The sequence below is a fragment of the Amycolatopsis ruanii genome (assembly GCF_003385175.1).
GTDB classification, from domain to species: domain Bacteria; phylum Actinomycetota; class Actinomycetes; order Mycobacteriales; family Pseudonocardiaceae; genus Amycolatopsis_E; species Amycolatopsis_E thermalba.
On sequence record NZ_PQHY01000099.1, the window covers coordinates 1 to 21,933 of the forward strand.

The following is a 21,933-nucleotide window of genomic DNA, read 5'->3' on the forward strand; positions in this document are numbered from 1 at the left end:
GTGACGTCCCGCCGCCCCCGCCGCCGGTCACGCGCCGCCCGCGCCGCCGCCGGTTCGGCCCGGGCAAGGTCCTGCTCACCCTGCTGTCGGTGTTCGTGCTGTTCCTCGCCGGGGTGTGGGTGTACCTGGAGTTCTCGATCAACCGGATCGCCGCGCTGGAGGACTACGAGGGCCGCCCCGCCGCCGGGGCGGGCACGAACTGGCTCATCGTCGGCTCGGACAGCCGCGAGGGCCTGACCGCCGAGGACGAGCAGCGCCTGGTCACCGGTGACGTCGCGGCCGCGGGCGGCGGTCAGCGCACCGACACGATGATGATCGCGCACCTGCCGGACAACGACACCAAGCCGACGCTGGTCAGCCTGCCGCGCGACTCGCAGGTCGCCATCCCCGGCCACGGCACCAGCAAGATCAACGCCGCGTTCTCCATCGGCGGCGCGCCGCTGCTGGTCAAGACGGTCGAGCAGGCCACCGGGCTGCGCATCGACCACTACGCCGAGATCGGGTTCGGCGGGTTCGCCAACATCGTCGACGCGATCGGCGGCGTGCACATGTGCGTCGACAAGGAGATGCACGACACCGTCACCGGCATCACGATCCCCGCCGGGTGCGGCGACCTCGACGGCGCGCAGGCGCTCGGGTTCGTGCGCATGCGCCACAGCGAGGCGACGCCACGGTCGGACCTGGACCGGGTGGAGAACCAGCGCAAGTTCATCGGCGCGCTGGTCAGCGAGATCTCCAGCCCCGGCACCCTGCTGAACCCGTTCGACGTCTTCCCGCTGCTGAGCGCCGCGCCGGACGCGCTGACCATCGACGAGGGCGACCACCTGCACAACCTGGTCGGCCTGGCCTGGGCGATGCGCGGCATCTCCTCCGACGGCGTGCTGTCCACGACGGTGCCCGTCACGTCCGCCTCGGCCGAACGCTGGGACAAGACGAAGTCGAAGCAGCTGTTCGACGCGCTGCGGAACGACACGGTGGTGCCCGAGAGCGCCATCATGACCTAGGGCGTCTCTGACGTTGAAGCGGCGTTCCCTGCCCGGCGGGGAGCAGGGTGACCAGGGGTCTGCCGTTGCCCCGCCACGCGATCCGAACGCATCGCAAACCGCGACACCACCAGCAGAACCCACCAACCACCCGCGATCGTCGTCAGGCCTTTCCTAGGGCCGGCCGAGGTCGGTGAGCAGGTCGTCGAGGGCCTGGGTGAGCGCGGCGGCGTTGGCGGGGGTGAACCAGGTCGTGCGGATGCGCTCGTTGTTCCCCTTCGGCGTCTCGTGGTCGGCCGCGAGACGCTCCAGCGTGCGGGTCCGGTCGCTCAGGGCGCGGCCGGTCTCCTGGAAGAGGCTCCGGACGTAGCGGTCCGCGTCCTCGGCGGCGATGCCGTGTCCGGCGGCCCACGCGGTGATCGTGGCGAGGTACCGGTAGTGGCTGGTCAGCGTTCCCGTCACCGCGGAGAGGACGTCGAAGGCCGCCTCGTCGCCGACCGGGAGCACCCCGCCCAGCCGCTCGAAGAACGCATCCGCCACCGGGTGGGACGGGTAGGTCGCCGTGAGGGAGCGGCGTTCGCGGATCGCGGGCAGCGGGATGGCCCGGACGATCGGGGCCTCGGTGCCCAGCGTCGCACGCAGGTCGTCGTTGGCGACGCCGGCCATCACGTTGATCACGATCTTGTCGCCGGCCACCGTCATGCCGTCGAGTGCCTCGTGCCGGTCCTGACGGCGCACGGCGATGATCACGATGTCCGCGCGGTCGGCCACCGTCTGGTTGCCGGGACACACCTGAACGCCGGGGTAGCGCTCGGACAGCTCCGCGGCGGTGCGGGCTCCCCGCGGCGAGAGGAACACCTCGGGTGCGTCGCCGCCCCCGTGGTGCAGGCCGTCCACGATGGCCCGGCCGATCTCGCCCACCCCGATGATGCCGATGCTGTTCACTGCGCCTTCCTCTCCGAGTGTTTCCACAACAGTCCGACCGCCACGATGCCCGCCAGGCAGGGCGCCATCCCGGCCCAGCCCAGCGCCGGCGGCAGCCCCGGCTCGCCCGAGACGTCCCTGATGAACAGCCCGGTCAGCCCGGTGCCGATGCCGAGCACCAGCATCACGGTCGCGGCGGGCCGGGCCCACCGTTTGCCGGCCCGGACCGCCCAGGTCATCCAGAGCCAGCCGCCGGCGCCGAGCGCTCCGAGGACGGACAACAAGACGAGGTAGGCGGTGACGGCCGAATCGACCTGCGCCGGGGTGTAGGCCGGATAGCCGGCCCGGACGTGGCCGGCCAGGACCGCAGTGCTGAGGTACGCCAGGACCGTCACGGCGACGGTGAGTCCCAGCCCCGTGTACATCGCGGCGAGCGCCGATCGCCGCGGAGGTGATTGCGTCATCAGAACGCCTCCCCGCTCGGCACGAGGGCGGCCCGGAGGAACTCGAGGATCTCCGCCCGCGCGGTCGCGGCCTGGGGTTCCACCCCGGGCAGGGTGAGGAACGCGTGCCCCGCTCCCGGGTATTCGCTCAGCCGCGCCGGTGTCCCGGCCGCGTGCAGCCGTTCGGCGTAGCGGCGGCCGTGATCGGCCACCGGGTCGCGGGTCGGCACCACCACGAGCGCCGGGGCCAGCCCGCTCAGGTCGTCGGCGTACAGCGGTGAGACCGCCCGCGCGTCGGCTCCCGGTGGCACGCCGAGCCGCCGGATGAGCCGGAGCTGGGGCAGCGCGAGGGCCGGGGTGTGGGCGTACTCGGTGGCCGAGGGGTGGTCGAGCATCGTGCCGGTCGTGTCGGTGACGGGGTTGACCAGCACCTGCGCGTCGAGGCGCAGGCCGGCGTCCCTGGCCCGGATCGCGGTCAGGGCGCTGATCAGCGCGCCGCAGCTCTCGCCGAACACGGCCACCCGCTCCGGGTCGACACCCCACCGCGAAGCGTGCCGCACCACGTGCTGCAGCACGTCCCAGCCGTCGTCGGCGGCCGCCGACAGCGGCGTGTCGAAGTCCAGGAGGCGGTGTTCGACCGAGACGACGACCGCGGGCAGCTGGGTGGCGACGTGGCTGTTGGTCCAGTCGCACTGCACGGCCGTGCCCGTGAAGCCGCTGCCGTGCACGTGGACCACGAGCGGCAGCGCGGTTCCGGCCCCGGCCGCCGGACGGTACACCCGGACCGGCAGCTCGCGGCCGGGCAGCGGCACCTGCTGCCATTCGATCGTGGCGCCGGGGTCCGGGTGCCCGAGCATCTCCCGGGCCGCCTCGGACGCGCGGAAGCGGTTCTCCGCGTCACTGTAGGCACGCAGTTCCTCCGGCGTGATCGTGTCGAAGTCCGGTGCCGGTGGTCGCGTGACGGTTTCGCTCATGGTTGCTTCTCCTTCCCCAGAGGCATGTGTCCCCATTATGCACGCGGTGCGTGCAACGGCAAGTGCATAGGTTAGACTCGCTCCGGACGGAAGGGGCGAGATGACGGGCCGCAGGCGTTGGTCGACCGAGGAGATCCTGGACGTGGCGGCGGAGCTGCTGCGCACGAGCGACGCCGAGTCGTTCAGCGTGCGCAAGCTCGCCGTGGCGCTCGGGACCGATTCCTCCAGCCTCTACCGGCACTTCCGCAACAAGACCGAGCTGCTGCGCGCGGTCGCGGACCGGATCCTGCTGGCCGCCGTGGAAGGTCATCGCCCCGAGGGGGACTGGAAGCAGCGCATCACCGCCCTGGCCCTGCGGCTGCGGGAGGCGTTCGGCCGGCACCCGCAGCTCGCCACGATCTGGGGCCGGTACGCCTCCAGCGGCACCGGCTCGCGGCTGGTCATGGAGGAGGTGCTGCAGGCCCTGCGCGCGGCCGGCCTGCCCGACGAGGAGATCCCCGCGCGCTACCACCGGATCGTGGTCCTGCTCGCCGCGCTGATCTCCGCCGACGCCGGCGTCCGCACGCTCACCCCCGAGGAGTACGAGCAGGGCGTGGAGCTGTTCCGCGTCGCGGTGCTGGGCGCCGACCCCGGACGCTTCCCCGCCCTGGCGCACTTCGCCCGCGACGTCCGGCCGCTCGGGGCGGACCGCGGCGCCGCGTTCGAGGACATCCTCGCCGCGCACCTCGCCCACATCGAGGCCGGTCTCGGCTGACGCGGCGGAAAGTCCCGTGCGGGCCACGGCGGCGGCGTGGATGATCGGGGGATGCAGATCCCTGCGGAGACCCTCTCGGACGGGGTGATCCTGCTGCGCCGGTGGTGGGCCGGCGACGCCGAGCTCCTGCACCGCCTGGTGAACGAGTCCCTGGACCACCTCGCGCCGTGGATGCCGTGGGCGGTGGACGGCTACACCGAGCGCGACGCGCGGGACTTCCTGACGCTGTCGCGGGAGAGCTGGCTCGCGGCGGAGACCTTCGACTACGCGATCGTCGCGCCGGACGGGACGCTCGCGGGCAGCTGCGGGCTGATGGCGCGCATCGGCCGGGGCGGGCTGGAGATCGGCTACTGGCTCGCGAAGGCCTGCACCGGCCGCGGCTGGGCCACCCGCGCGGCGCGGCTGCTGACCACCGAGGCGTTCCGCGTCGGCGCCAACCGGGTGGAGATCGTCCACGACGTGGCCAACCACCGCAGCGGCGCCGTCCCCGCCCGGCTCGGCTTCACGCGCCTGGAAGAACGCCCGACGCGGCTACCGGGCGGCACCGCGGCCACCGGGAGGGTCGCGGTGTGGCGGTTGACGGCGCCCGGCGGATCGCCGCTCGGGGTCGCCTCCCGCGCGGCCGGGCAGGGCTGGGGGAAGGTCTGATCCGAGGGCGGGGGACCACCACTCCCAGTTGCCTTCCCGGCCTCCGGACACCGCCTGGGGCACGGCTGATCTGTTGACCGCGCCTGGACGCGGTAGCCGAAAAAATCACCAGCGGTGACGACATCTACACTGATCATCACACGTTCGGCCGGTAGACAAGTCTGTCCGTGCGTGATGGCGTGGCATGACTCCGGGACGGATCCGGCCCGGAGTGGGCTTGTCGGCGCCCAGACCGGGCCTGACCTGGCCGTTGTCGTTCTCCGGAAGAGGTGGAGCGTGTCGGAACCTGGTGCCGCACCAGGGTGGGCGGACGTGGCCCGTCGCTGGGCCGCGCGGTTGGCTGACACGGACGGAGTATCACTTCCCCCGGAAGAGCTCGAACGACTCCTGCACGACTTCGCGCGGACCGCCGTCGCCGAGGCCGAAGCGGCCCGCGACGCCGCCCTGCGCCGCTTCACCACGCTCTACAGCACCGCACCCATCGGCATCGCGATGGCCGATCCGGACGGCACGATCGTCGAGGTCAACAAGGAGCTCGGCAAGTTCCTCGGGCACAAGCCCGACCGCCTGCGCGGCCGCCGCCTCACCGAACTCGGCTTCGACGACCGCGACTGCCAGAAGCTCGCCACCGCCCTGGCCGAGCTGGCCGAGACCGAGATCGAGGAGTTCGCCGACCGGATCCGCCTCGCCCACGCCGACGACGCGGGCGTGTGGGCCGACATCGTCCTCACCCGCCTGCCCGGCGACCGCCCCGGCACGCTGTACCCGGTGCTGATGGCCGCCGACGCGAACGAGGTCTACACGCTGCAGGAAACCCTGCGGCACCAGAGCATCCACGACTCGCTCACCGGCCTGTCCAACGCCTCCCGCTTCCGCACCCTGCTGGAATCCGCGCTCAGCCCGTCGGCACGCGGTCAGATCGCGCTGGTCTACCTCGACCTCGACGGGTTCAAGGTGATCAACGACGGGCTCGGCGCCGGAGTCGGCGACGCGGTGCTGCGCGGGGTCGCCAAGAAGCTCAAGGAAGCCTTCGCCGACCACGACGCCCTGGTGGCGCGGCTGTCCGGTGACGGGTTCGCCGTGCTGCTGCGCGGCGAGCTGACCCCGCCGCAGGTCATCGCCCTCGTCGAGACCGCGCTGGAGGACCTGGCCGAGCCGATCTACATCGGCGAACACGGCGTCGGGGTGAGCGCCAGCGCCGGGATCGTGGTGCGGGACGTGCGCGACGGCGGTGTCGAGGACATCGAGCGCGCCGCGGAGATCGCGCTGCACCGCGCCAAGGAGGCCGGCAAGGCGCAGTGGATGCTGTTCGACCCGGAGCTCGACGCGCGGGACCGCGCCCGCTACCGGCTCGGCGCGGAGATCGCCGGCGCGCTGGAGAACGGGCAGTTCGAGCTGATCTACCAGCCCACCGTCAAGCTGGCCAACCCCGACGAGATCGCCGCCGTCAACGCGGGCCTGCGCTGGCACCACCCGGAGCTGGGCGAACTGCCCGCCGAGGAGTTCTTCCCGCTGGCCGACACCACCGGCATGACGATCCCGCTCGGCAAGTGGCTGCTGACCGAGTCGCTGCGGGCGACCGCGCGCTGGCGCGAACGCTACGGCGACGCGGCGCCGGACGTGTGCATCCGCCTGCCCAACCGGCTCGCGATCGAACCGGACCTGGTGGCGATGGTCAAGGACGAGCTGGACCGCAACGAGCTGCCGGCCAAGGCGCTGCGGCTGTGCGCGGACCCCGCGTCGATCCTCGACCCGCGCGGCGAGGTGCTCGACTCGCTCACCGTGCTGGCCGACCTCGGCGCGAAGCTGGTGCTGACCGTGCAGGGTTCGGCGGATCTGGAGCTGATCCCGCAGCACCAGCTGTCGGTGCAGCACGTGATCCTGTCCGGCCCGGTCGTCGACGCGCTCGCCGACGGTGAGCCGGAGACCGCGGCGCGGCACCTGGACCAGCTGATCACGCGGGCGCGTGAGCTGAAGCTGCGGATCGGCGCCGAGGGCGTGCGCAGCCACGAGCAGGCCGAACGGCTGCGGCGGCACGGCGTGATCGCCGCGCGTGGCGCGTTCGTGGCCGAGACCGCGACCGGTGACGAGGTCGACCAGCTCATCGAGCAGCACACCGACGCGACGGTGACCGGATGAAGCCCGGTGAGATCGTCCCGGACTTCACGCTGCCGGACGAGCGGGGTGAGCCGCGCTCGCTGAACGGGTTCCTGGAGTCGGGGCCGGTGGTGCTGTTCTTCTACCCGGCGGCGATGACGCCCGGCTGCACCGCGGAGAGCTGCCACTTCCGGGACCTGGCGAAGGAGTTCGCGGAGGTCGGCGCGCAGCGGGTGGGGATCAGCCCGGACCCGGTGGCGCGGCAGCAGGAGTTCTCGGCGCGGCACGGGTTCGACTACCCGCTGCTGTCGGACACCGAGGGCGAGGTGGCGCGAACCTTCGGCGTGCGGCGCTCGTTCGGCCCGCTGCTGACGAAGCGGCACACGTTCGTCATCGACACCGACGGGCGCCTGCTGGAAGTGATCAAGAGCGAACTGCGGATGTCCGTGCACGCCGACAAGGCGCTGGAAGTGCTGCGGGCGCGCAGCCGCTGATACGGCCGTTCCCGAGAGATCCCGGCTGGCCCGGAACCTGGCGGCGCGCCGACGCCGGATGCGGCAGCCGTCTCGGCCTCATCGGGCGAAGGGCCGCGGACTCGCGTGCCCGAGCGCGGGACTCGCGTGCCCGAGCGTGGGACTCGCGTGCCCGAGCGTGGGACTCGCGTGCCCGAGCGTGGGACTCGCGTGCCCGAGCGTGGGACTCGCGTGCCCGAGCGTGGGACTCGCGTGCCCGAGCGTGGGACTCGCGTGCCCGAGCGTGGGACTCGCGGGCGTGAGCGGAGTCCCGCCAGTCAGCGCAGGCGCTGCAGGCGTACCGTCAAGCCGTCCACCGGGACCGGTAGCGACACGTAGTCCCACTTGATGCGGTATCCCTCGGGCACCGACCAGCGGTACGTGCGCAGCATCTCGTGCAGCAGGAGCTTCACCTCGTTGTTCCCGAAGTGCATCCCGATGCACTTGTGCGCCCCGCCGCCGAAGGGCATCCACGCGAACCGGTGCGACTTGTCCTCCCGCCGCCCCTCGGCGAACCGCTCCGGGTCGAACGCGCGCGGGTTCGTCCAGTGCTCCGGCGAATAGTGGTTCGTGTTGGGCGACACGCTGCACATCGTCCCGGCCGGGATGTAGTGCCCCAGCACCGATGTGTCCTTCACCGTCTTGCGCGGCAGCGACGGCACCGGCGCCGTCAGCCGCAACGCCTCCTTGATCACCAGGTCCAGCGTGGTCAGCTTCTCCAGCGCCGCCAGATCCGGCAGGTCGTCGCCCAGCGCCAGCGACTCCTCCCGCGCCCGCTCCTGCCACTCCGGGTGCTTCGCCAGGTGGTAGGCCACCGCGGAACTGGTGATCGTCGCCGTGTCGTGGGCCGCCATCATCAGGAAGATCATGTGGTTGATGACGTCGTCGTCGGTGAACTCGGCCCCGTCGTCGCCCCGCGCGTGGCACAGCGCCGAGAACAGGTCGGCGCCCTCGCTGCGGCGCTTCGACGGCAGCTTCTCGGCGAAGTACCGCTCCAGCACGCGCCGCCCGTGCAGGCCCGCCGCCCACCGGCCGCCCGGCACCGGCACCCGCACCAGCGCCGTCGCCGCCCGTACCGTGCCCACGAACGCCCGGTTGATCGCGTCGGCGTCCGCGCCCGGCGGCATGTCCATGAACACCCGCGAAGCGACGTCCAGCGTGAGCCGCTTCAGCAGCCAGTACAGCCGCGGCCGCTCGGCACCGGCCCACGCCGCCACACCCTCGCGCAGGACCGGCGCCGCCTGCCGCATGTAGCCGGCCAGCTTGTCGCGCGTGAACGCCTCCTGCATGATCCGCCGGTGCAGGTGGTGCTCCTCGAAGTCCAGCAGCATCAGCCCGCGGTGGAAGAACCGCTCGATGAAGAACTGCCAGCCCTCCTGCGAGAACGCCTTGTCCTTGTTCACCAGCGCGGCCTGGGTGGCGTCCGGGCCGGCCAGCACGACGATCCGCTGCCCGAACGCCCCCATCCACGACACCGGCCCGTACCGTTCGAACCGGTGCAGCGCGAAGTCCAGCCCGAACCGCATCGACTCGATGGCGTGCCCGACGACCGGCGCCCCCGCGTCGCCGATGACCGGCTCCAGCCCGCTGCCCGCGGGCGGGGCCGCCAGCTCCCGCACCGGCCACCGCTGGTCCAGCAGGCGGCGGTCGACGGCCCGGGGGAGGGGGATGGCGGTCAGGGGTGGAACACGTTCCCGGAACGCCCGGACGACGGCACTGGTCACGATGCGCCTCCTTGCGAAAACGTGGCTGATCACCACCGTCCCGCACCACCCCCTCACCCGGCAAGGGTGAATCTTCAAGGAGTCGATCGGCTTTCGTAGCGGTGCGGGTAGCGGAACCTCAGACGCCCCCTCGCTGTGGGATCGCCTCCTCATGAATGCCAATTCACCAACGTCGGCGCTGTCCTCGCGAGGGGACGTCTGAGAACCCGCGGCGGTGCCGGTTGCGCACGCCGGAGCACCGGGCTCCGCCACGGGATCGAGGTGATCAGTCCCAGGCGAGCGATCCACCCGTCTGGTACTCGGTCACCCGCGTCTCGAAGAAGTTCTTCTCCTTGCGCAGGTCCATCGCCTCCGACATCCACGGGAACGGGTTCTCGTTCTCGCCGAAGATCGGGGCCAGCCCGAGCTGCTGGGCGCGCCGGTCGGTGATGAAGCGCAGGTACTGCTCGCACAGCGCCGCCGACAGGCCGAGCATCCCGCGCGGCATCGTGTCCCGCGCGTAGGCGACCTCCAGCTCACACGCCTCGGTGAGCATCTCCCGCACCTCGGCCTGGAACTCCGGCGACCACAGGTGCGGGTTCTCGATCTTGATCTGGTTGATGCAGTCGATGCCGAAGTTCAGGTGGATCGACTCGTCGCGCAGGATGTACTGGAACTGCTCGGCGATCCCCACCATCTTGTTGCGCCGCCCCAGCGACAGGATCTGCGCGAACCCGGTGTAGAACCACATGCCCTCGAAGACCACGTAGAAGGCCACCAGATCGCGCAGGAAGTCCTGGTCCGCGGCCGCGGTGCCGGTCGCGAAGTCCGGGTTCTCCAGGTTCCGCGTGTACTTCAGCGCCCACGCGTCCTTGTCGGTGATGGACGGGACCTCGCGGTAGGCGTTGAACAGCTCGCCCTCGTCCAGGCCCAGGCTTTCGCAGATGTACTGGAAGGTGTGCGTGTGCACGGCCTCCTCGAACGCCTGGCGCAGCAGGTACTGGCGGCACTCCGGGTTGGTGATCTGCCGGTACACCGCCAGCACCAGGTTGTTCGCCACCAGCGACTCGGCCGTGGCGAAGAAGCCGAGGTTGCGCTTGACCATGCGGCGCTCGTCCTCGGTCAGCCCGTCCGGCGACTTCCACAGCGCGATGTCGGCCTGCATCGCCACCTCGGTCGGCATCCAGTGGTTGCTGCAGCCGGCCAGGTACTTCTCCCACGCCCAGTGGTACTTCAGCGGCAGCAGCTGGTTGACGTCCGCGCGGGCGTTGATCATCGCCTTGTCGTCGACGCTGACCCGCTCCGCGCCGCGGCGGCACGCGGCGAGCACGGTCGCGTCGGTTTCGGTGGTGGTCACTGGCAGGCCTCGCAGTCGGGGTCGTCGATCCGGCAGGCGGCGAACTCGGGTTCCGGAACCGCAGCGGGCACGGCGGCCGGAACGGTGGCGGGCACCGCGTTGAGCTTGCCGTCCGTGCCGCGCAGCGTGCTCTTCTCCACGCTCGTGGCGGCCTTGGCCCGCAGGTAGTAGGTCGTCTTCAGGCCCTTGTGCCACGCGTACCGGTACAGCTCGTCCAGCTTGCGGCCGCTCGGCGCGGCGATGTAGAGGTTGAGCGACTGGGCCTGGTCGATCCACTTCTGCCGGCGCGAGGCGGCGTCCACCAGCCACTTGCTGTCGATCTCGAACGCGGTCGCGTAGAGCCGCTTCAGATCGGCCGGCACCCGGTCGATCCGGGCGAGGCTGCCGTCGAAGTACTTCAGGTCGGCCACCATCGCCTCGTCCCACAGGCCGCGCTCCTTCAGCGCCGCGACCAGGTGCGGGTTGACCACGGTGAAGTCGCCGGACATGTTCGACTTGACGTAGAGGTTCTGGAACAGCGGCTCGATCGACTGCCCGACCCCGCAGATGTTGGAGATCGTCGCGGTCGGCGCGATCGCCATGACGTTGGAGTTGCGCATCCCGCCGCGCACCACCTCACGCAGCGCGTCCCAGTCCAGAGTGGACGACGAGTCGACGTCGAGTGCGTCGCCCTGGCGTGCGTCGGCCAGCAGCCGCAGCGAGTCCAGCGGCAGCACACCCTGGCTCCACAGCGAGCCCTCGAAGGTCTCGTACGCGCCCCGCTCCCGCGCGAGCTGCGCCGACGCCGCGATCGCGTGGTAGCTCAGGTGCTCCATGCTGCGGTCGGCGAACTCCACCGCCTCCGGGCTGTCCACCGGCAGGCCGAGCGTGAACAGCGCGTCCTGGTAGCCCATCAGCCCCAGTCCCACCGGGCGGTGCCGCAGGTTGGACCGGCGAGCCTCCGGGATGGTGTAGAAGTTGATGTCCACGACGTTGTCCAGCATCCGCACCGCGGTGCGCACCGTGCGCTCCAGCTTCGCGGTGTCCAGGCCCTCGCCGAGGACGTGCCGGGCCAGGTTGACCGAGCCGAGGTTGCACACCGCCACTTCGTCGGCGCTGGTGTTCAGCGTGATCTCGGTGCACAGGTTGGACGAGTGCACCACGCCCGCGTGCTGCTGCGGCGAGCGCAGGTTGCTCGGGTCCTTGAAGGTGATCCAGGGGTGCCCGGTCTCGAACAGCATGGTCAGCATCCGCCGCCACAGCTCCACCGCCCGCACCCGGCGGAACACGCGGATCTCGCCGCGGTCGGCCGCGGCCTCGTACTCGCGGTAGCGCTCGGCGAACGCGTTGCCGTAGAGGTCGTGCAGGTCCGGGGTCTCGTCGGGGGAGAACAGGGTCCACTGCGCGTCGGCCTCGACGCGGCGCAGGAACTCGTCGGGCACCCAGTTCGCGGTGTTCATGTCGTGGGTGCGGCGCCGGTCGTCGCCGGTGTTCTTGCGCAGGTCGAGGAACTCCTCGACGTCGATGTGCCAGGTCTCCAGGTACGCGCACGCCGCGCCCTTGCGCTTGCCGCCCTGGTTGACCGCGACCGCGGTGTCGTTGGCGATCTTCAGGAACGGCACCACGCCCTGGGAGGTGCCGTTGGTGCCCTTGATGTGGGCGCCCAGCCCCCGCACCGGGGTCCAGTCGTTGCCCAGCCCGCCGGAGTACTTCGCCAGCAGCGCGTTGTTCTTGTAGGACTGGAAGATCGCGTCCAGGCTGTCCTCGACCGTGGTCAGGAAGCACGACGACAGCTGCGCCCGGGTGGTGCCGGAGTTGAACAGCGTCGGCGTGGAGGCCATGAAGTCGAAGCTGGACAGCAGGTCGTAGAACTCCACGGCCCGGGCCTCGCGGTCGTCCTCGCGCAGGGCCAGGCCCATCGCCACGCGCAGGAAGAACGCCTGCGGCAGCTCGAACCGGGTGCCGTTCTCGTGCAGGAAGTACCGGTCGTAGAGGGTCTGCAGGCCGAGGAAGCCGAAGTCCAGGTCGCGGTCCGGGCGGATCGCGGCGGTGACGCGCTCCAGGTCGAAGCGCGCCAGCTCCGGGTCCACCAGGTCCAGCTCGATCGCCCGGTGCAGGTAGTCGCGGAAGTAGCCGGGGTAGTCCAGTTCGGCGTGCGAGGCCTGACGCGGCTCGCCCGCGAGGTGGCTCAGCGCCTCGCCGCGCAGCTTGTCCAGCAGCAGGCGCGCGGTGACGGCCGAGTAGTTGGGCTCCCGCTCGACCAGCGTGCGAGCGGCCATGATCAGCGCCAGGGCCAGCTCGTCGGCGCCGATCCCGTCGTAGAGGTTGCGCTCGGCCTCGGCCAGGACCGGCTCCGCCGTGACGTCGTCGATCCCGGCGACGGCCTCGCCGACGACGCGGGCCACGCGCTCGCGGTCCAGCGGGCGCAGCTCGCCGTCCGGGTGCTTGACGCGGATCGCCGCCGGGGCCGGGGCGGTCTCGCGGGCCTTGGCGTGCTCCTCGCGGTAGCGCACGTAGGCGCGGGCGACCTTGTGGTGGCCGCCACGCATCAGCGCCAGTTCCACCAGGTCCTGGATCTGCTCCAGGTGCACGGCGTCCCCGGTGGCGTGGCGGCGCAGCGAGGATTCGACCTGCGTGGTCAGCTCGTCGACGACGTGGTGGATCCGCGACGACGCGGCGGCCCCGTCACCCTCGGCGGCGAGGAAGGCCTTCGTCAGCGCGACGGAGATCCGGCTCGCGTCGAAGGGCGACGCCTCGCCGTCCCGGCGGATCACCCGCAGCGTTGCTGCCGGCGCCGGGGAGGTTTCCACAGACATGCATCACTCCGTTTTCGGGCGCGTTTCATCGGCACACCGGCCTGGCTGCCGGCGTGCTGGGGTGGGCACGACTCGTACCGGACGGGCCCCCGCTCGCTTCCCCTGGCGTCGGGCCCTGCCGGTGATCGAAGACTACATCTTGGGGTTGGCCTGTCCAGTGACCCCAAGATGCGGGCGTGTCGGCGCGGCGTGCTAGGCAAAACAATCAAGCGTGCTTGATTTTTCCGCTCCGGGGTGCCACGCTCGGCAACAAGCGTGCGCGAGGAGGCGGATGGCGTGGCGGACCCCGGACCGATCCTGCGGGACCTGGCCGACGAGAGCCGGGAACTGGACGACCTGGTGAGCGAGGCCGAGTGGTCGGTTCCGACCCCGGCGGAGGGCTGGACGATCGCGCACCAGATCGCGCACCTGGCGTGGACCGACGCCAAGGCGCTGATCGCGGTGCGCACCCCCGACGAGTTCCCGGCCGAGGTCCAGCGGGCCTTGGCCGCGGGAGAGGACTTCGTCGACCAGGGGGCGCGGGAACTGGCCGGAAAACCGCGCGAAGAGCTGCTCGCGCTGTGGCGGTCCGGGCGTGACGAGCTGGCGAACGAGCTGGCGCGGGTTCCGGACGGGCAGAAGCTGCCGTGGTACGGGCCGCCGATGAGTGCGGCGTCCATGGCGACCGCGCGGCTGATGGAGACCTGGGCGCACGCGCAGGACGTCTACGACGCGCTCGGCCTGCGGCGGGAGCCGACCCGCCGGCTGTGGCAGATCGCGCGGTTCGGGGTGCGCACCCGCAACTTCGCGTTCTCGGTGCACGGACTCGCCCCGCCCGCCGAGGAGTTCCGCGTCGAACTGTCCGGGGTGGACGGTGAAGAGTGGACGTTCGGCCCGGAGGACGCCGCACAACGCGTCACCGGGTCCGCGCTCGGGTTCTGCCTCGTCGTCACGCAGCGGCGGCACCCGGCCGACACCGACGTCGTGGCGGCCGGTCCGGACGCCGAGAAGTGGCTGGAGATCGCGCAGGCCTTCGCCGGCCCGCCCGGTTCCGGGCGGAAGGCGGGGCAGTTCGCATGACCGTGCTGCGCATCGGCAACGCCTCCGGCTTCTACGGCGACCGGTTCTCCGCCGTGCGCGAGATGCTCACCGGCGGCCCGCTGGACGTGCTGACCGGCGACTACCTCGCCGAGCTCACCATGCTGATCCTCGGCCGGGACCGGCTCAAGGACGCCACCCGCGGCTACGCCAAGACGTTCCTGCGCCAGATGGCGGACAACCTCGCACTGGCGAAGGAGAACGGCGTCAGGATCGTCACCAACGCGGGCGGGCTGAACCCGGGCGGGCTGGCCGCCGCGATCCGCGAGCTGGCGCGGGAGCAGGGCCTGGACATCGCCGTGGCCCACGTCGAGGGCGACGACCTGCTGTCCCGGGTGGACGAACTGGGACTCGGGAAACCGTTGACCGCCAACGCCTACCTCGGCGCCTGGGGCATCGCCGCGTGCCTGGAGCGCGGCGCGGACGTCGTCGTCACCGGGCGGGTCACCGACGCCTCGCTGGTCCTCGGCCCGGCCGCCGCGCACTTCGGGTGGGCGCGCGACGACTACGACGCCCTCGCCGGCGCGGTGGCCGCCGGGCACGTCATCGAATGCGGCGCCCAGGCCACCGGCGGCAACTACGCGTTCTTCACCGAGCACGACACCGGTACCCCTGGCTTCCCGATCGCGGAGATCGCCGCCGACGGCACCAGCGTGATCACCAAACACCCGGGCACCGGGGGAGCGGTGACCGCCGGCACCGTCACCGCCCAGCTGCTGTACGAGATCGCCGGTGCCCGCTACGCCGGGCCGGACGTCACCGCGCGGTTCGACACCCTGACGCTCACCGAGGAGGGCCCGGACCGCGTGCGGATCTCCGGCACCCGCGGCGAGCCGCCACCGCCGACGCTCAAGGTGTGCCTGAACACCCTCGGCGGCTTCCGCAACGAGACCACCTTCGTGCTGACCGGGCTGGACATCGAGGCCAAGGCCGCGCTGGTGCGCGACCAGCTCGAAGGTGCGCTCAAGGCCAGGCCGCCCGCGGAGATCCGCTGGACCCTGGCCCGCACCGACCACACCGACGCCGACACCGAGCAACGGGCCAGCGCCCTGCTGCACTGCGCGGTCAAGGACGCCGATCCGAAGGTGGCCGGGCGCGCGTTCAGCGGCGCGGCGATCGAACTGGCCCTGGCGAGCTACCCCGGCTTCCACGTCACCGCGCCGCCCTCGGACGCCTCGCCGTACGGCGTCTACACGGCGGCCTACGTGGACGCTGCCGAAGTGCCGCACGTGGCCGTGCTGCCCGACGGGTCCCGGCTGGACATCGCGCCCGCGACGGACACCCTGGACTTGTCCGAAGTGGATGATCCGGAGCTGCCGGAACCGTTGCCGGACGGGCCAACCCGGCGCCTGCCGCTGGGTACGATCCTCGGCGCCCGCAGCGGCGACAAGGGTGGCGACGCCAACCTCGGCGTGTGGGCACGCTCGGACGAGGCGTGGCGCTGGCTCGCGCACCACCTGACCGTCGCGGAGTTCCAGCGGCTGCTACCGGAGACCGCGGATCTCACCGTCCGCCGGTACGCGCTGCCCAACCTGCGCGCGCTCAACTTCGTCGTCGAAGGGCTGCTCGGGCAGGGGGTCGCGTCGCAGGCCCGGTTCGACCCGCAGGCCAAGGCGTTCGGCGAGTGGCTGCGCGCCCGCCACGCCGACATCCCGGAGGTGCTGCTGTGACCGACCCGTTCGCCACGCCCGAGCGGACCGCGCTGCGCAAGACCGTGCGCCGGTTCGTCGAGACCGAGGTGCTGCCGCACCTGGACGACTGGGAGCGCGCCGGTGAGCTGCCGCGCGACCTGCACCGCAAGGCCGGCGAGATCGGCCTGCTCGGGGTGTCGTTCCCGGAGAGCGCCGGTGGCGGGGGCGGGAACTTCCTCGACGCGATGACCGTCACCGAGGAGATTCTGTACGCGGGCGGCTCGGGCGGGCTGATCGCGTCGCTGTTCACCAACGGCATCGCGTTGCCGCACATCGTGACGGCGGGCGAGCCCGAGCAGATCGAACGCTGGGCGCGGCCGACGATCGAGGGCCGTCTCATCGGGTCGCTGGCGATCACCGAACCCGACGGCGGCTCCGACGTCGCCGGGATCCGCACCACCGCCCGCCGGGAAGGCGACCACTACGTCGTCAACGGCGCCAAGACCTACATCACCTCCGGCACCCGCGCCGACTTCGTGACCACCGCGGTGCGCACCGGCGGCGCGGGCGCTCACGGCGTGTCGCTGCTGGTCATCGAGCGGGACACGCCCGGCTTCACGGTCAGCCGCAAGCTGGAGAAGATGGGCTGGCACTGCTCGGACACCGCCGAGCTGTCCTTCGCCGACGCCCGCGTGCCGGTGCAGAACCTGGTGGGCGAGGAGAACACCGGGTTCATCCAGATCGCCACCCACTTCGTCACCGAGCGGCTCTCCCTCGCCGTGCAGGGGTACGCGACCGCGCAGCGCGCCCTGGACCTGACCCTGGAGTGGTGCCGCCTGCGGGAGACGTTCGGCCGCCCGCTGATCTCCCGCCAGCTGGTGCAGCACAAGCTGGTGGAGATGGCCCGGCGGACCGACCTCGCCCGCGTCTACACACGACACATCGCGCAGCGGTTCGTGGCCGGCGAGGAGGTCATCGCGGAGGCGTGCTTCGCGAAGAACACCGCGGTCGAGACGGCCGAGTGGGTGGTCAACGAGGCGGTCCAGCTGCACGGCGGCCTCGGCTACCTGCGGGAGTCCGAAGTGGAACGGCACTACCGCGATGTCCGCATCCTCGGCATCGGCGGCGGCACCAACGAGATCCTGGCGGGTCTCGCGGCGAAGAGATTGGGGTACACGGCTTGAGCGTGATCCGGTCCGGAGTGGACACAGGGAGCGCGGAGTTCGCGGCCAACCGGGAGGCGATGGCGGCCAAGCTCGCCGAGCTGGAGGCCGAGCACGCGAAGGCGATCGCGGGTGGCGGCGAGAAGTACGTCGAACGCCACCGCAAACGCGGCAAGCTGCTCGCCCGGGAGCGGATCGAGCTGCTCATCGACGAGGACTCGCCGTTCCTGGAGCTGTCGCCGCTGGCCGCGTGGGGCACGAACTACCACGTCGGCGGCAGCGTCGTCACCGGCATCGGCGTGGTCGAGGGCGTCGAGTGCATGATCGTCGCCAACGACCCGACCGTGAAGGGCGGCGCCAGCAACCCGTCCAGCCTCAAGAAGGGCCTGCGGGCGGCCGAGATCGCGGCGCAGAACCGGCTGCCCACGATCAACCTGGTCGAGTCCGGCGGCGCCGACCTGCCCACGCAGAAGGAGATCTTCATCCCGGGCGGGGCCACCTTCCGCAACCTGACGACCTCCTCGGCGGCGCGGATCCCGACCATCGCGCTGGTGTTCGGCAACTCCACCGCCGGCGGTGCCTACCTGCCCGGCATGTCCGACTACGTGGTGATGGTCAAGGAACGCGCGAAGGTGTTCCTCGGTGGCCCGCCGCTGGTCAAGATGGCCACCGGCGAGGAGTCCGACGACGAGTCGCTGGGCGGCGCGGAGATGCACGCGCGCACCTCGGGCCTGGCCGACTACCTCGCGCACGACGAGCAGGACGCCATCCGCATCGGCCGCGGCATCGTCAAGCGGCTCAACTGGCACAAGCAGGGCCCGTCGCCGAAACCGGACTACGCCGAGCCGGTGCTGGACACCCAGGACCTGCTGGGCATCGTGCCGACCGACCTGAAGATCCCGTTCGACCCGCGCGAGGTGATCGGCCGGATCGTCGACGGCTCCGACTTCGACGAGTTCAAACCGCTCTACGGCACCAGCCTGGTCACCGGGTGGGCCAACCTGCACGGCTACCCGATCGGGATCCTCGCCAACGCCCAGGGCGTGCTGTTCAGCGAGGAGTCGCAGAAGGCCACCCAGTTCATCCAGCTGGCCAACCAGTCCGACACGCCGCTGCTGTTCCTGCACAACACCACCGGCTACATGGTCGGCAAGGAGTACGAGCAGGGCGGCATCATCAAGCACGGCGCGATGATGATCAACGCGGTGTCCAACTCGAAGGTCCCGCACCTGTCCGTCCTCATGGGAGCGTCCTACGGCGCCGGGCACTACGGCATGTGCGGGCGAGCCTACGGGCCGCGGTTCCTGTTCGCCTGGCCCAGCGCGAAGTCCGCGGTGATGGGCCCGGCACAGCTGGCCGGGGTGCTGTCGATCGTGGCCCGCCAGGCCGCGGCCGGGCGCGGGCAGCCCTACGACGAGGACGCCGACGCCGCGATGCGCGCCATGGTCGAGGAGCAGATCGAGGCCGAGTCGCTGCCGATGTTCCTGTCCGGCATGCTCTACGACGACGGCATCATCGACCCGCGCGACACCCGCACCGTGCTCGGGCTGTGCCTGTCCGCCATCCACAATGGACCGATCAGGGGCGCCGAGGGCTTCGGCGTCTTCCGGATGTGAGTGACGTGATCGACAACGTTCTGGTCGCCAACCGCGGGGAGATCGCCCGCCGCGTGTTCCGCACCTGCTCCGCCCTGGGCATCGCCCGCACGGCCGTGTTCTCCGACGCCGACGCCGGATCCCCGCACGTCGCCGAGGCCGACGCGGCGGTCCGGCTGCCCGGCAACACCCCGTCCGAAACCTACCTGCGGGCCGACCTGCTGGCGGCGGCCGCGCGCTCGGCGGGCGCGGACGCCGTGCACCCCGGCTACGGGTTCCTCTCCGAGAACGCCGGGTTCGCCCGGGCCGTGATCGACGCCGGGCTGACCTGGATCGGCCCGCCGCCGTCCGCGATCGAGACCATGGGCTCCAAAGTGGAGTCCAAGCGGCTGATGGACGCCGCCGGAGTGCCGGTTCTGTCCGAACTGGACCCGTCCGCGGTCACCGAGGACGACCTGCCGGTGCTGGTCAAGGCTTCCGCCGGGGGCGGCGGCCGGGGTATGCGCATCGTGCGGTCCCTGGACGAGCTGGCCGACGCCGTGCGGAGCGCGAGCGCGGAGGCGGCCTCGGCGTTCGGCGATCCGACCGTGTTCTGCGAGCGGTACCTGGAAACCGGGCGGCACATCGAGGTCCAGGTGCTCGCCGACACCCACGGCACGGTGTGGGCGCTGGGGGAGCGGGAGTGCTCGATCCAGCGGCGGCACCAGAAGGTCGTCGAAGAGGCGCCCTCCCCGCTGGTCGACGACGCCATGCGGGCCGAGCTGTTCGACGCGGCGCGCAAGGCCGCGAAGGCGATCGACTACGTCGGCGCGGGCACCGTCGAATTCCTCGCAGTACCCCGCGGGACACCCGCACCCGGGGAGACGACGGCAGATTTCTACTTCCTGGAGATGAACACCCGCCTGCAGGTCGAGCACCCGGTCACCGAATGCGTCACCGGCCTGGACCTGGTCGCGCTGCAGATCCGGATCGCCGAGGGGGAGCGGCTGCCCGCCGAGCCGCCCCCGTCCCGCGGGCACGCCATCGAGATACGACTGTATGCCGAAGATCCGGCCGCCGGGTGGCAGCCGCAGAGCGGGACGCTGCACCGGTTCGAGATCCCGGGCGTGGACACGGAGTTCGCCCTGGGCGGCGAGGCCGGGCTGCGGCTGGACGCGGGTGTGGTGGACGGCTCCGTGGTCGGCGTGCACTACGACCCGATGCTCGCCAAGGTGATCGCGTGGGCGCCGACCCGGGCGGAGGCGGCCCGGCGGCTCGCGCGCGCCCTGGCCGGGGCGCGCATCCACGGCCTGCGCACCAACCGCGACCTGCTGGTCAACGTGCTGCGGCACGAGGAGTTCCTGGCCGGGCACACCGACACCGCGTTCCTGGACCGGCACGGGCTGGACGTCCTGTCCCGCCCGCTCGCGGATGCCGCCGCGGTGCGGCTGTCGGCCACGGCGGCGGCGCTCGCCGAGGCCGCGGCCAACCGGGCGTCGGCGCGGACCCTCGGCCGGCTGCCCGCGGGGTGGCGCAACGTGACCTCCGCGCCCCTCCGCAGGCGCTACCTCGCGGGGGCCACCGAGGTCGAGGTCGAATACCGGGCCGGTCTGCGGGCCGACGGCGCGGACGTGGTCGAAGCCACACCCGAGCGGGTCGTGCTCGACGTCGACGGGGTCCGGCGGGTGTTCACCGTCGGCCGGTACCCGGGGCTGGTGTGCGTGGACTCCGCGCTCGGGGCCGTCGACCTGGTCCCGGTGCCGCGGTTCGCCGACCCGGAGGCCGCGCTCGCCGCGGGCTCGCTGGTCGCGCCGATGCCCGGCACCGTGCTGCGGATCGCCGTCGCGCTCGGCGACACCGTGTCCGCCGGCGACCCCCTGCTGTGGCTGGAAGCCATGAAGATGGAACACCGGATCACCGCGCCCGCCGACGGCGTGGTCACCGACCTGCCCGTGTCGGTGGGGCAGCAGGTCGAACCGGGCGCCGTCCTCGCCGTCGTCACCCCTGAGGAGCAAGCATGAACTTCGTCGAGTCCGAAGAGCGGATCGCGCTGCGCAAGGCGGTCGGCGACCTGGCCCGCGGCTACGGGCACGAGTACTACGTGAAGGTCGCGCGCAGCGGCGGCCACACCAGCGACCTGTGGAACGAGGCCGGGCGGCTGGGCTACCTCGGCGTGTCGGTGCCCGAGGAGTACGGCGGGGGCGGCGCCGGGATCGGCGACCTGGCCGCGGTGTGCGAGGAGTTCTGCGCGGCGGGCACGCCGATGCTGCTGATGGTGGTGTCCCCGGCGATCTGCGCCACGGTCATCGCCCGCTACGGCACCGAGGAGCAGAAGCGCTCGTGGCTGCCGCGGTTCGCCACCGGCGAGGTGCGGATGTCCTTCGCCATCACCGAGCCGGACGCCGGGTCCAATTCGCACCGTCTCACCACGACGGCCAAGCGCGACGGTGCCGACTGGATCCTCAACGGGCGCAAGGTGTTCATCTCCGGTGTGGACGAGGCCGACGCGGTGCTGGTCGTCGGCCGCACCGAGGACGCGAAGACCGGCAAGCTCAAGCCGGCGCTGTTCATCGTGCCCACGAACACGCCCGGGTTCGAGTACCGGCAGATCGAAATGGACCTCGTCTCGGCCGACAAGCAGTTCGGGCTGTTCCTCGACGACGTCCGGCTGCCGGCCGAGGCGCTCGTCGGCTCCGAGGACGCGGCGCTGGCGCAGCTGTTCGCGGGCCTGAACCCGGAGCGGATCATGGGCGCGTCGTTCTCCATCGGCATTGCCCGGTACGCGCTGGACAAGGGCGTGGCGTACGCGAAGGAGCGCAGCGTGTGGGGCGCGCCGATCGGCACCCACCAGGGCATCGCGCACCCGCTGGCGCAGGTCAAGATCGAGCTGGAGCTGGCCAAGCTGATGACCCAGAAGGCCGCCGCGCTGTACGACTCGGGCGACGACTTCGGGGCGGGCGAGGCCGCGAACATGGCCAAGTACGCTGGCGCGGAGGTCGCCATCAAGGCGGTCGACCAGGCGATCCAGACCCACGGCGGCAACGGCATGGCGTCGGAGTACGGGCTGGGCACGCTGCTCGCGGCCGTCCGGGTGGGCCGGATCGCGCCGGTCAGCCGCGAGATGGTGCTCAACTTCGTCGCCCAGCACTCCCTGGGCCTGCCGAAGTCGTACTAGTGTCCTGAGTCGTTAATTCGAGTTCAGCTGTAGGGTGCGGCATGCCGAATCCGAAGCTGCCTGAGTTGGCCTTGTCCGTTGATGAGGCACAGACGTTGCGGAACTGGGTGCAGCGGCGGAAGA

General features: G+C 71.6%; 17 protein-coding genes. 11 read left to right on the forward strand and 6 right to left on the reverse strand.

The genetic code is table 11. The features are described 5' to 3' along the window. Positions 1 to 1,004 (forward strand): LCP family protein (locus D0D28_RS32035; RefSeq protein WP_240323438.1); only part of this gene is annotated, 1,004 nt, incomplete at its 5' end. Positions 1,005 to 1,157: 153 nt separating this feature from the next. On the opposite strand, the gene D0D28_RS32040 is transcribed toward D0D28_RS32035, so the two are convergent. Genes D0D28_RS32040 through D0D28_RS32050 form a run of 3 tightly spaced genes read right to left on the reverse strand, consistent with a single transcriptional unit; the run spans position 1,158 to position 3,324 of the window. After that, positions 1,158 to 1,928 (reverse strand): NAD(P)-binding domain-containing protein, encoded by a 771-nt coding sequence (locus tag D0D28_RS32040; RefSeq protein ID WP_116114835.1) that lies wholly within the window; start codon positions 1,926 to 1,928, stop codon positions 1,158 to 1,160. Further along, positions 1,925 to 2,371: a hypothetical protein gene (locus D0D28_RS36375; RefSeq protein ID WP_205413418.1), complete on the reverse strand. Its 447-nt coding sequence runs from the start codon at positions 2,369 to 2,371 to the stop codon at positions 1,925 to 1,927. Before D0D28_RS36375 ends, D0D28_RS32040 begins: the two co-directional genes overlap by 4 nt. After that, positions 2,371 to 3,324, reverse strand: a complete 954-nt coding sequence (locus tag D0D28_RS32050; RefSeq protein WP_094007684.1) for an alpha/beta hydrolase — start codon at positions 3,322 to 3,324, stop codon at positions 2,371 to 2,373. The genes D0D28_RS36375 and D0D28_RS32050 overlap by 1 nt, the downstream gene beginning before the upstream one ends. A gap of 100 nt (positions 3,325 to 3,424) precedes the next feature. Here D0D28_RS32050 and D0D28_RS32055 point away from each other — a divergent pair, with 100 nt between their 5' ends. From D0D28_RS32055 to D0D28_RS32070, 4 genes are all read left to right on the forward strand, one after another. Then, on the forward strand, positions 3,425 to 4,078 hold the full coding sequence (locus D0D28_RS32055) for a TetR/AcrR family transcriptional regulator (protein WP_094007683.1): 654 nt from the start codon (positions 3,425 to 3,427) through the stop codon (positions 4,076 to 4,078). A gap of 51 nt (positions 4,079 to 4,129) precedes the next feature. Further along, positions 4,130 to 4,726: a GNAT family N-acetyltransferase gene (locus D0D28_RS32060; RefSeq protein ID WP_094007682.1), complete on the forward strand. Its 597-nt coding sequence runs from the start codon at positions 4,130 to 4,132 to the stop codon at positions 4,724 to 4,726. Between the two features lie 312 nt (positions 4,727 to 5,038). Further along, positions 5,039 to 6,865 (forward strand): GGDEF and EAL domain-containing protein, encoded by a 1,827-nt coding sequence (locus tag D0D28_RS32065; RefSeq protein WP_094007681.1) that lies wholly within the window; start codon positions 5,039 to 5,041, stop codon positions 6,863 to 6,865. Beyond that, complete coding sequence (locus D0D28_RS32070; protein WP_094007680.1) at positions 6,862 to 7,317, forward strand: peroxiredoxin; 456 nt, start codon at positions 6,862 to 6,864, stop codon at positions 7,315 to 7,317. Before D0D28_RS32065 ends, D0D28_RS32070 begins: the two co-directional genes overlap by 4 nt. A gap of 296 nt (positions 7,318 to 7,613) precedes the next feature. Here D0D28_RS32070 and D0D28_RS32075 read toward each other — a convergent pair whose 3' ends face one another. The 3 genes from D0D28_RS32075 to D0D28_RS32085 all read right to left on the reverse strand — a co-directional run bounded on the left by D0D28_RS32075 (position 7,614) and on the right by D0D28_RS32085 (position 13,190). Continuing rightward, positions 7,614 to 9,059: a cytochrome P450 gene (locus D0D28_RS32075; protein ID WP_094007679.1), complete on the reverse strand. Its 1,446-nt coding sequence runs from the start codon at positions 9,057 to 9,059 to the stop codon at positions 7,614 to 7,616. A gap of 265 nt (positions 9,060 to 9,324) precedes the next feature. Continuing rightward, the gene (locus tag D0D28_RS32080; protein ID WP_116114837.1) at positions 9,325 to 10,395 is read right to left on the reverse strand and encodes a ribonucleotide-diphosphate reductase subunit beta; all 1,071 of its coding nucleotides are present in this window, start codon (positions 10,393 to 10,395) and stop codon (positions 9,325 to 9,327) included. Continuing rightward, a complete protein-coding gene (locus tag D0D28_RS32085) occupies positions 10,392 to 13,190 on the reverse strand; it encodes a ribonucleoside-diphosphate reductase subunit alpha (protein ID WP_116114839.1) in 2,799 nt (932 codons plus the stop codon). Before D0D28_RS32085 ends, D0D28_RS32080 begins: the two co-directional genes overlap by 4 nt. A 276-nt stretch (positions 13,191 to 13,466) precedes the next feature. Between D0D28_RS32085 and D0D28_RS32090 the strand changes: the two genes are divergently transcribed. From D0D28_RS32090 to D0D28_RS32115, 6 genes are read left to right on the forward strand one after another with little or no spacing between them, the layout of a single operon-like run. Further along, entirely contained in the window at positions 13,467 to 14,249 is a 783-nt protein-coding gene (locus D0D28_RS32090; RefSeq protein ID WP_116114841.1) for a TIGR03084 family metal-binding protein, read from the forward strand. Then, positions 14,246 to 15,937 (forward strand): acyclic terpene utilization AtuA family protein, encoded by a 1,692-nt coding sequence (locus D0D28_RS32095; RefSeq protein WP_116114843.1) that lies wholly within the window; start codon positions 14,246 to 14,248, stop codon positions 15,935 to 15,937. Before D0D28_RS32090 ends, D0D28_RS32095 begins: the two co-directional genes overlap by 4 nt. Next, the gene (locus tag D0D28_RS32100) at positions 15,934 to 17,082 is read left to right on the forward strand and encodes an acyl-CoA dehydrogenase family protein (protein ID WP_116114845.1); all 1,149 of its coding nucleotides are present in this window, start codon (positions 15,934 to 15,936) and stop codon (positions 17,080 to 17,082) included. Before D0D28_RS32095 ends, D0D28_RS32100 begins: the two co-directional genes overlap by 4 nt. Beyond that, a complete protein-coding gene (locus D0D28_RS32105; protein WP_205413419.1) occupies positions 17,079 to 18,677 on the forward strand; it encodes an acyl-CoA carboxylase subunit beta in 1,599 nt (532 codons plus the stop codon). The genes D0D28_RS32100 and D0D28_RS32105 overlap by 4 nt, the downstream gene beginning before the upstream one ends. A 5-nt stretch (positions 18,678 to 18,682) precedes the next feature. Next, positions 18,683 to 20,656, forward strand: coding sequence for a biotin carboxylase N-terminal domain-containing protein (locus D0D28_RS32110; protein WP_116114851.1), 1,974 nt, complete (start codon positions 18,683 to 18,685; stop codon positions 20,654 to 20,656). Further along, the gene (locus tag D0D28_RS32115) at positions 20,653 to 21,810 is read left to right on the forward strand and encodes an acyl-CoA dehydrogenase family protein (protein ID WP_094007673.1); all 1,158 of its coding nucleotides are present in this window, start codon (positions 20,653 to 20,655) and stop codon (positions 21,808 to 21,810) included. Before D0D28_RS32110 ends, D0D28_RS32115 begins: the two co-directional genes overlap by 4 nt. Positions 21,811 to 21,933: the final 123 nt, after the last annotated feature.

What these genes read in the sequence shown, in the direction of transcription:
- D0D28_RS36375 (WP_205413418.1), bottom strand. Translation starts at nt 2,371, where the DNA reads ATGACGCAATCACCTCCGCGGCGATCGGCGCTCGCCGCGATGTACACG.
- D0D28_RS32050 (WP_094007684.1), bottom strand. Translation starts at nt 3,324, where the DNA reads ATGAGCGAAACCGTCACGCGACCACCGGCACCGGACTTCGACACGATC.
- D0D28_RS32055 (WP_094007683.1), top strand. Translation starts at nt 3,425, where the DNA reads ATGACGGGCCGCAGGCGTTGGTCGACCGAGGAGATCCTGGACGTGGCG.
- D0D28_RS32060 (WP_094007682.1), top strand. Translation starts at nt 4,130, where the DNA reads ATGCAGATCCCTGCGGAGACCCTCTCGGACGGGGTGATCCTGCTGCGC.
- D0D28_RS32070 (WP_094007680.1), top strand. Translation starts at nt 6,862, where the DNA reads ATGAAGCCCGGTGAGATCGTCCCGGACTTCACGCTGCCGGACGAGCGG.
- D0D28_RS32085 (WP_116114839.1), bottom strand. Translation starts at nt 13,190, where the DNA reads ATGTCTGTGGAAACCTCCCCGGCGCCGGCAGCAACGCTGCGGGTGATC.
- D0D28_RS32095 (WP_116114843.1), top strand. Translation starts at nt 14,246, where the DNA reads ATGACCGTGCTGCGCATCGGCAACGCCTCCGGCTTCTACGGCGACCGG.
- D0D28_RS32115 (WP_094007673.1), top strand. Translation starts at nt 20,653, where the DNA reads ATGAACTTCGTCGAGTCCGAAGAGCGGATCGCGCTGCGCAAGGCGGTC.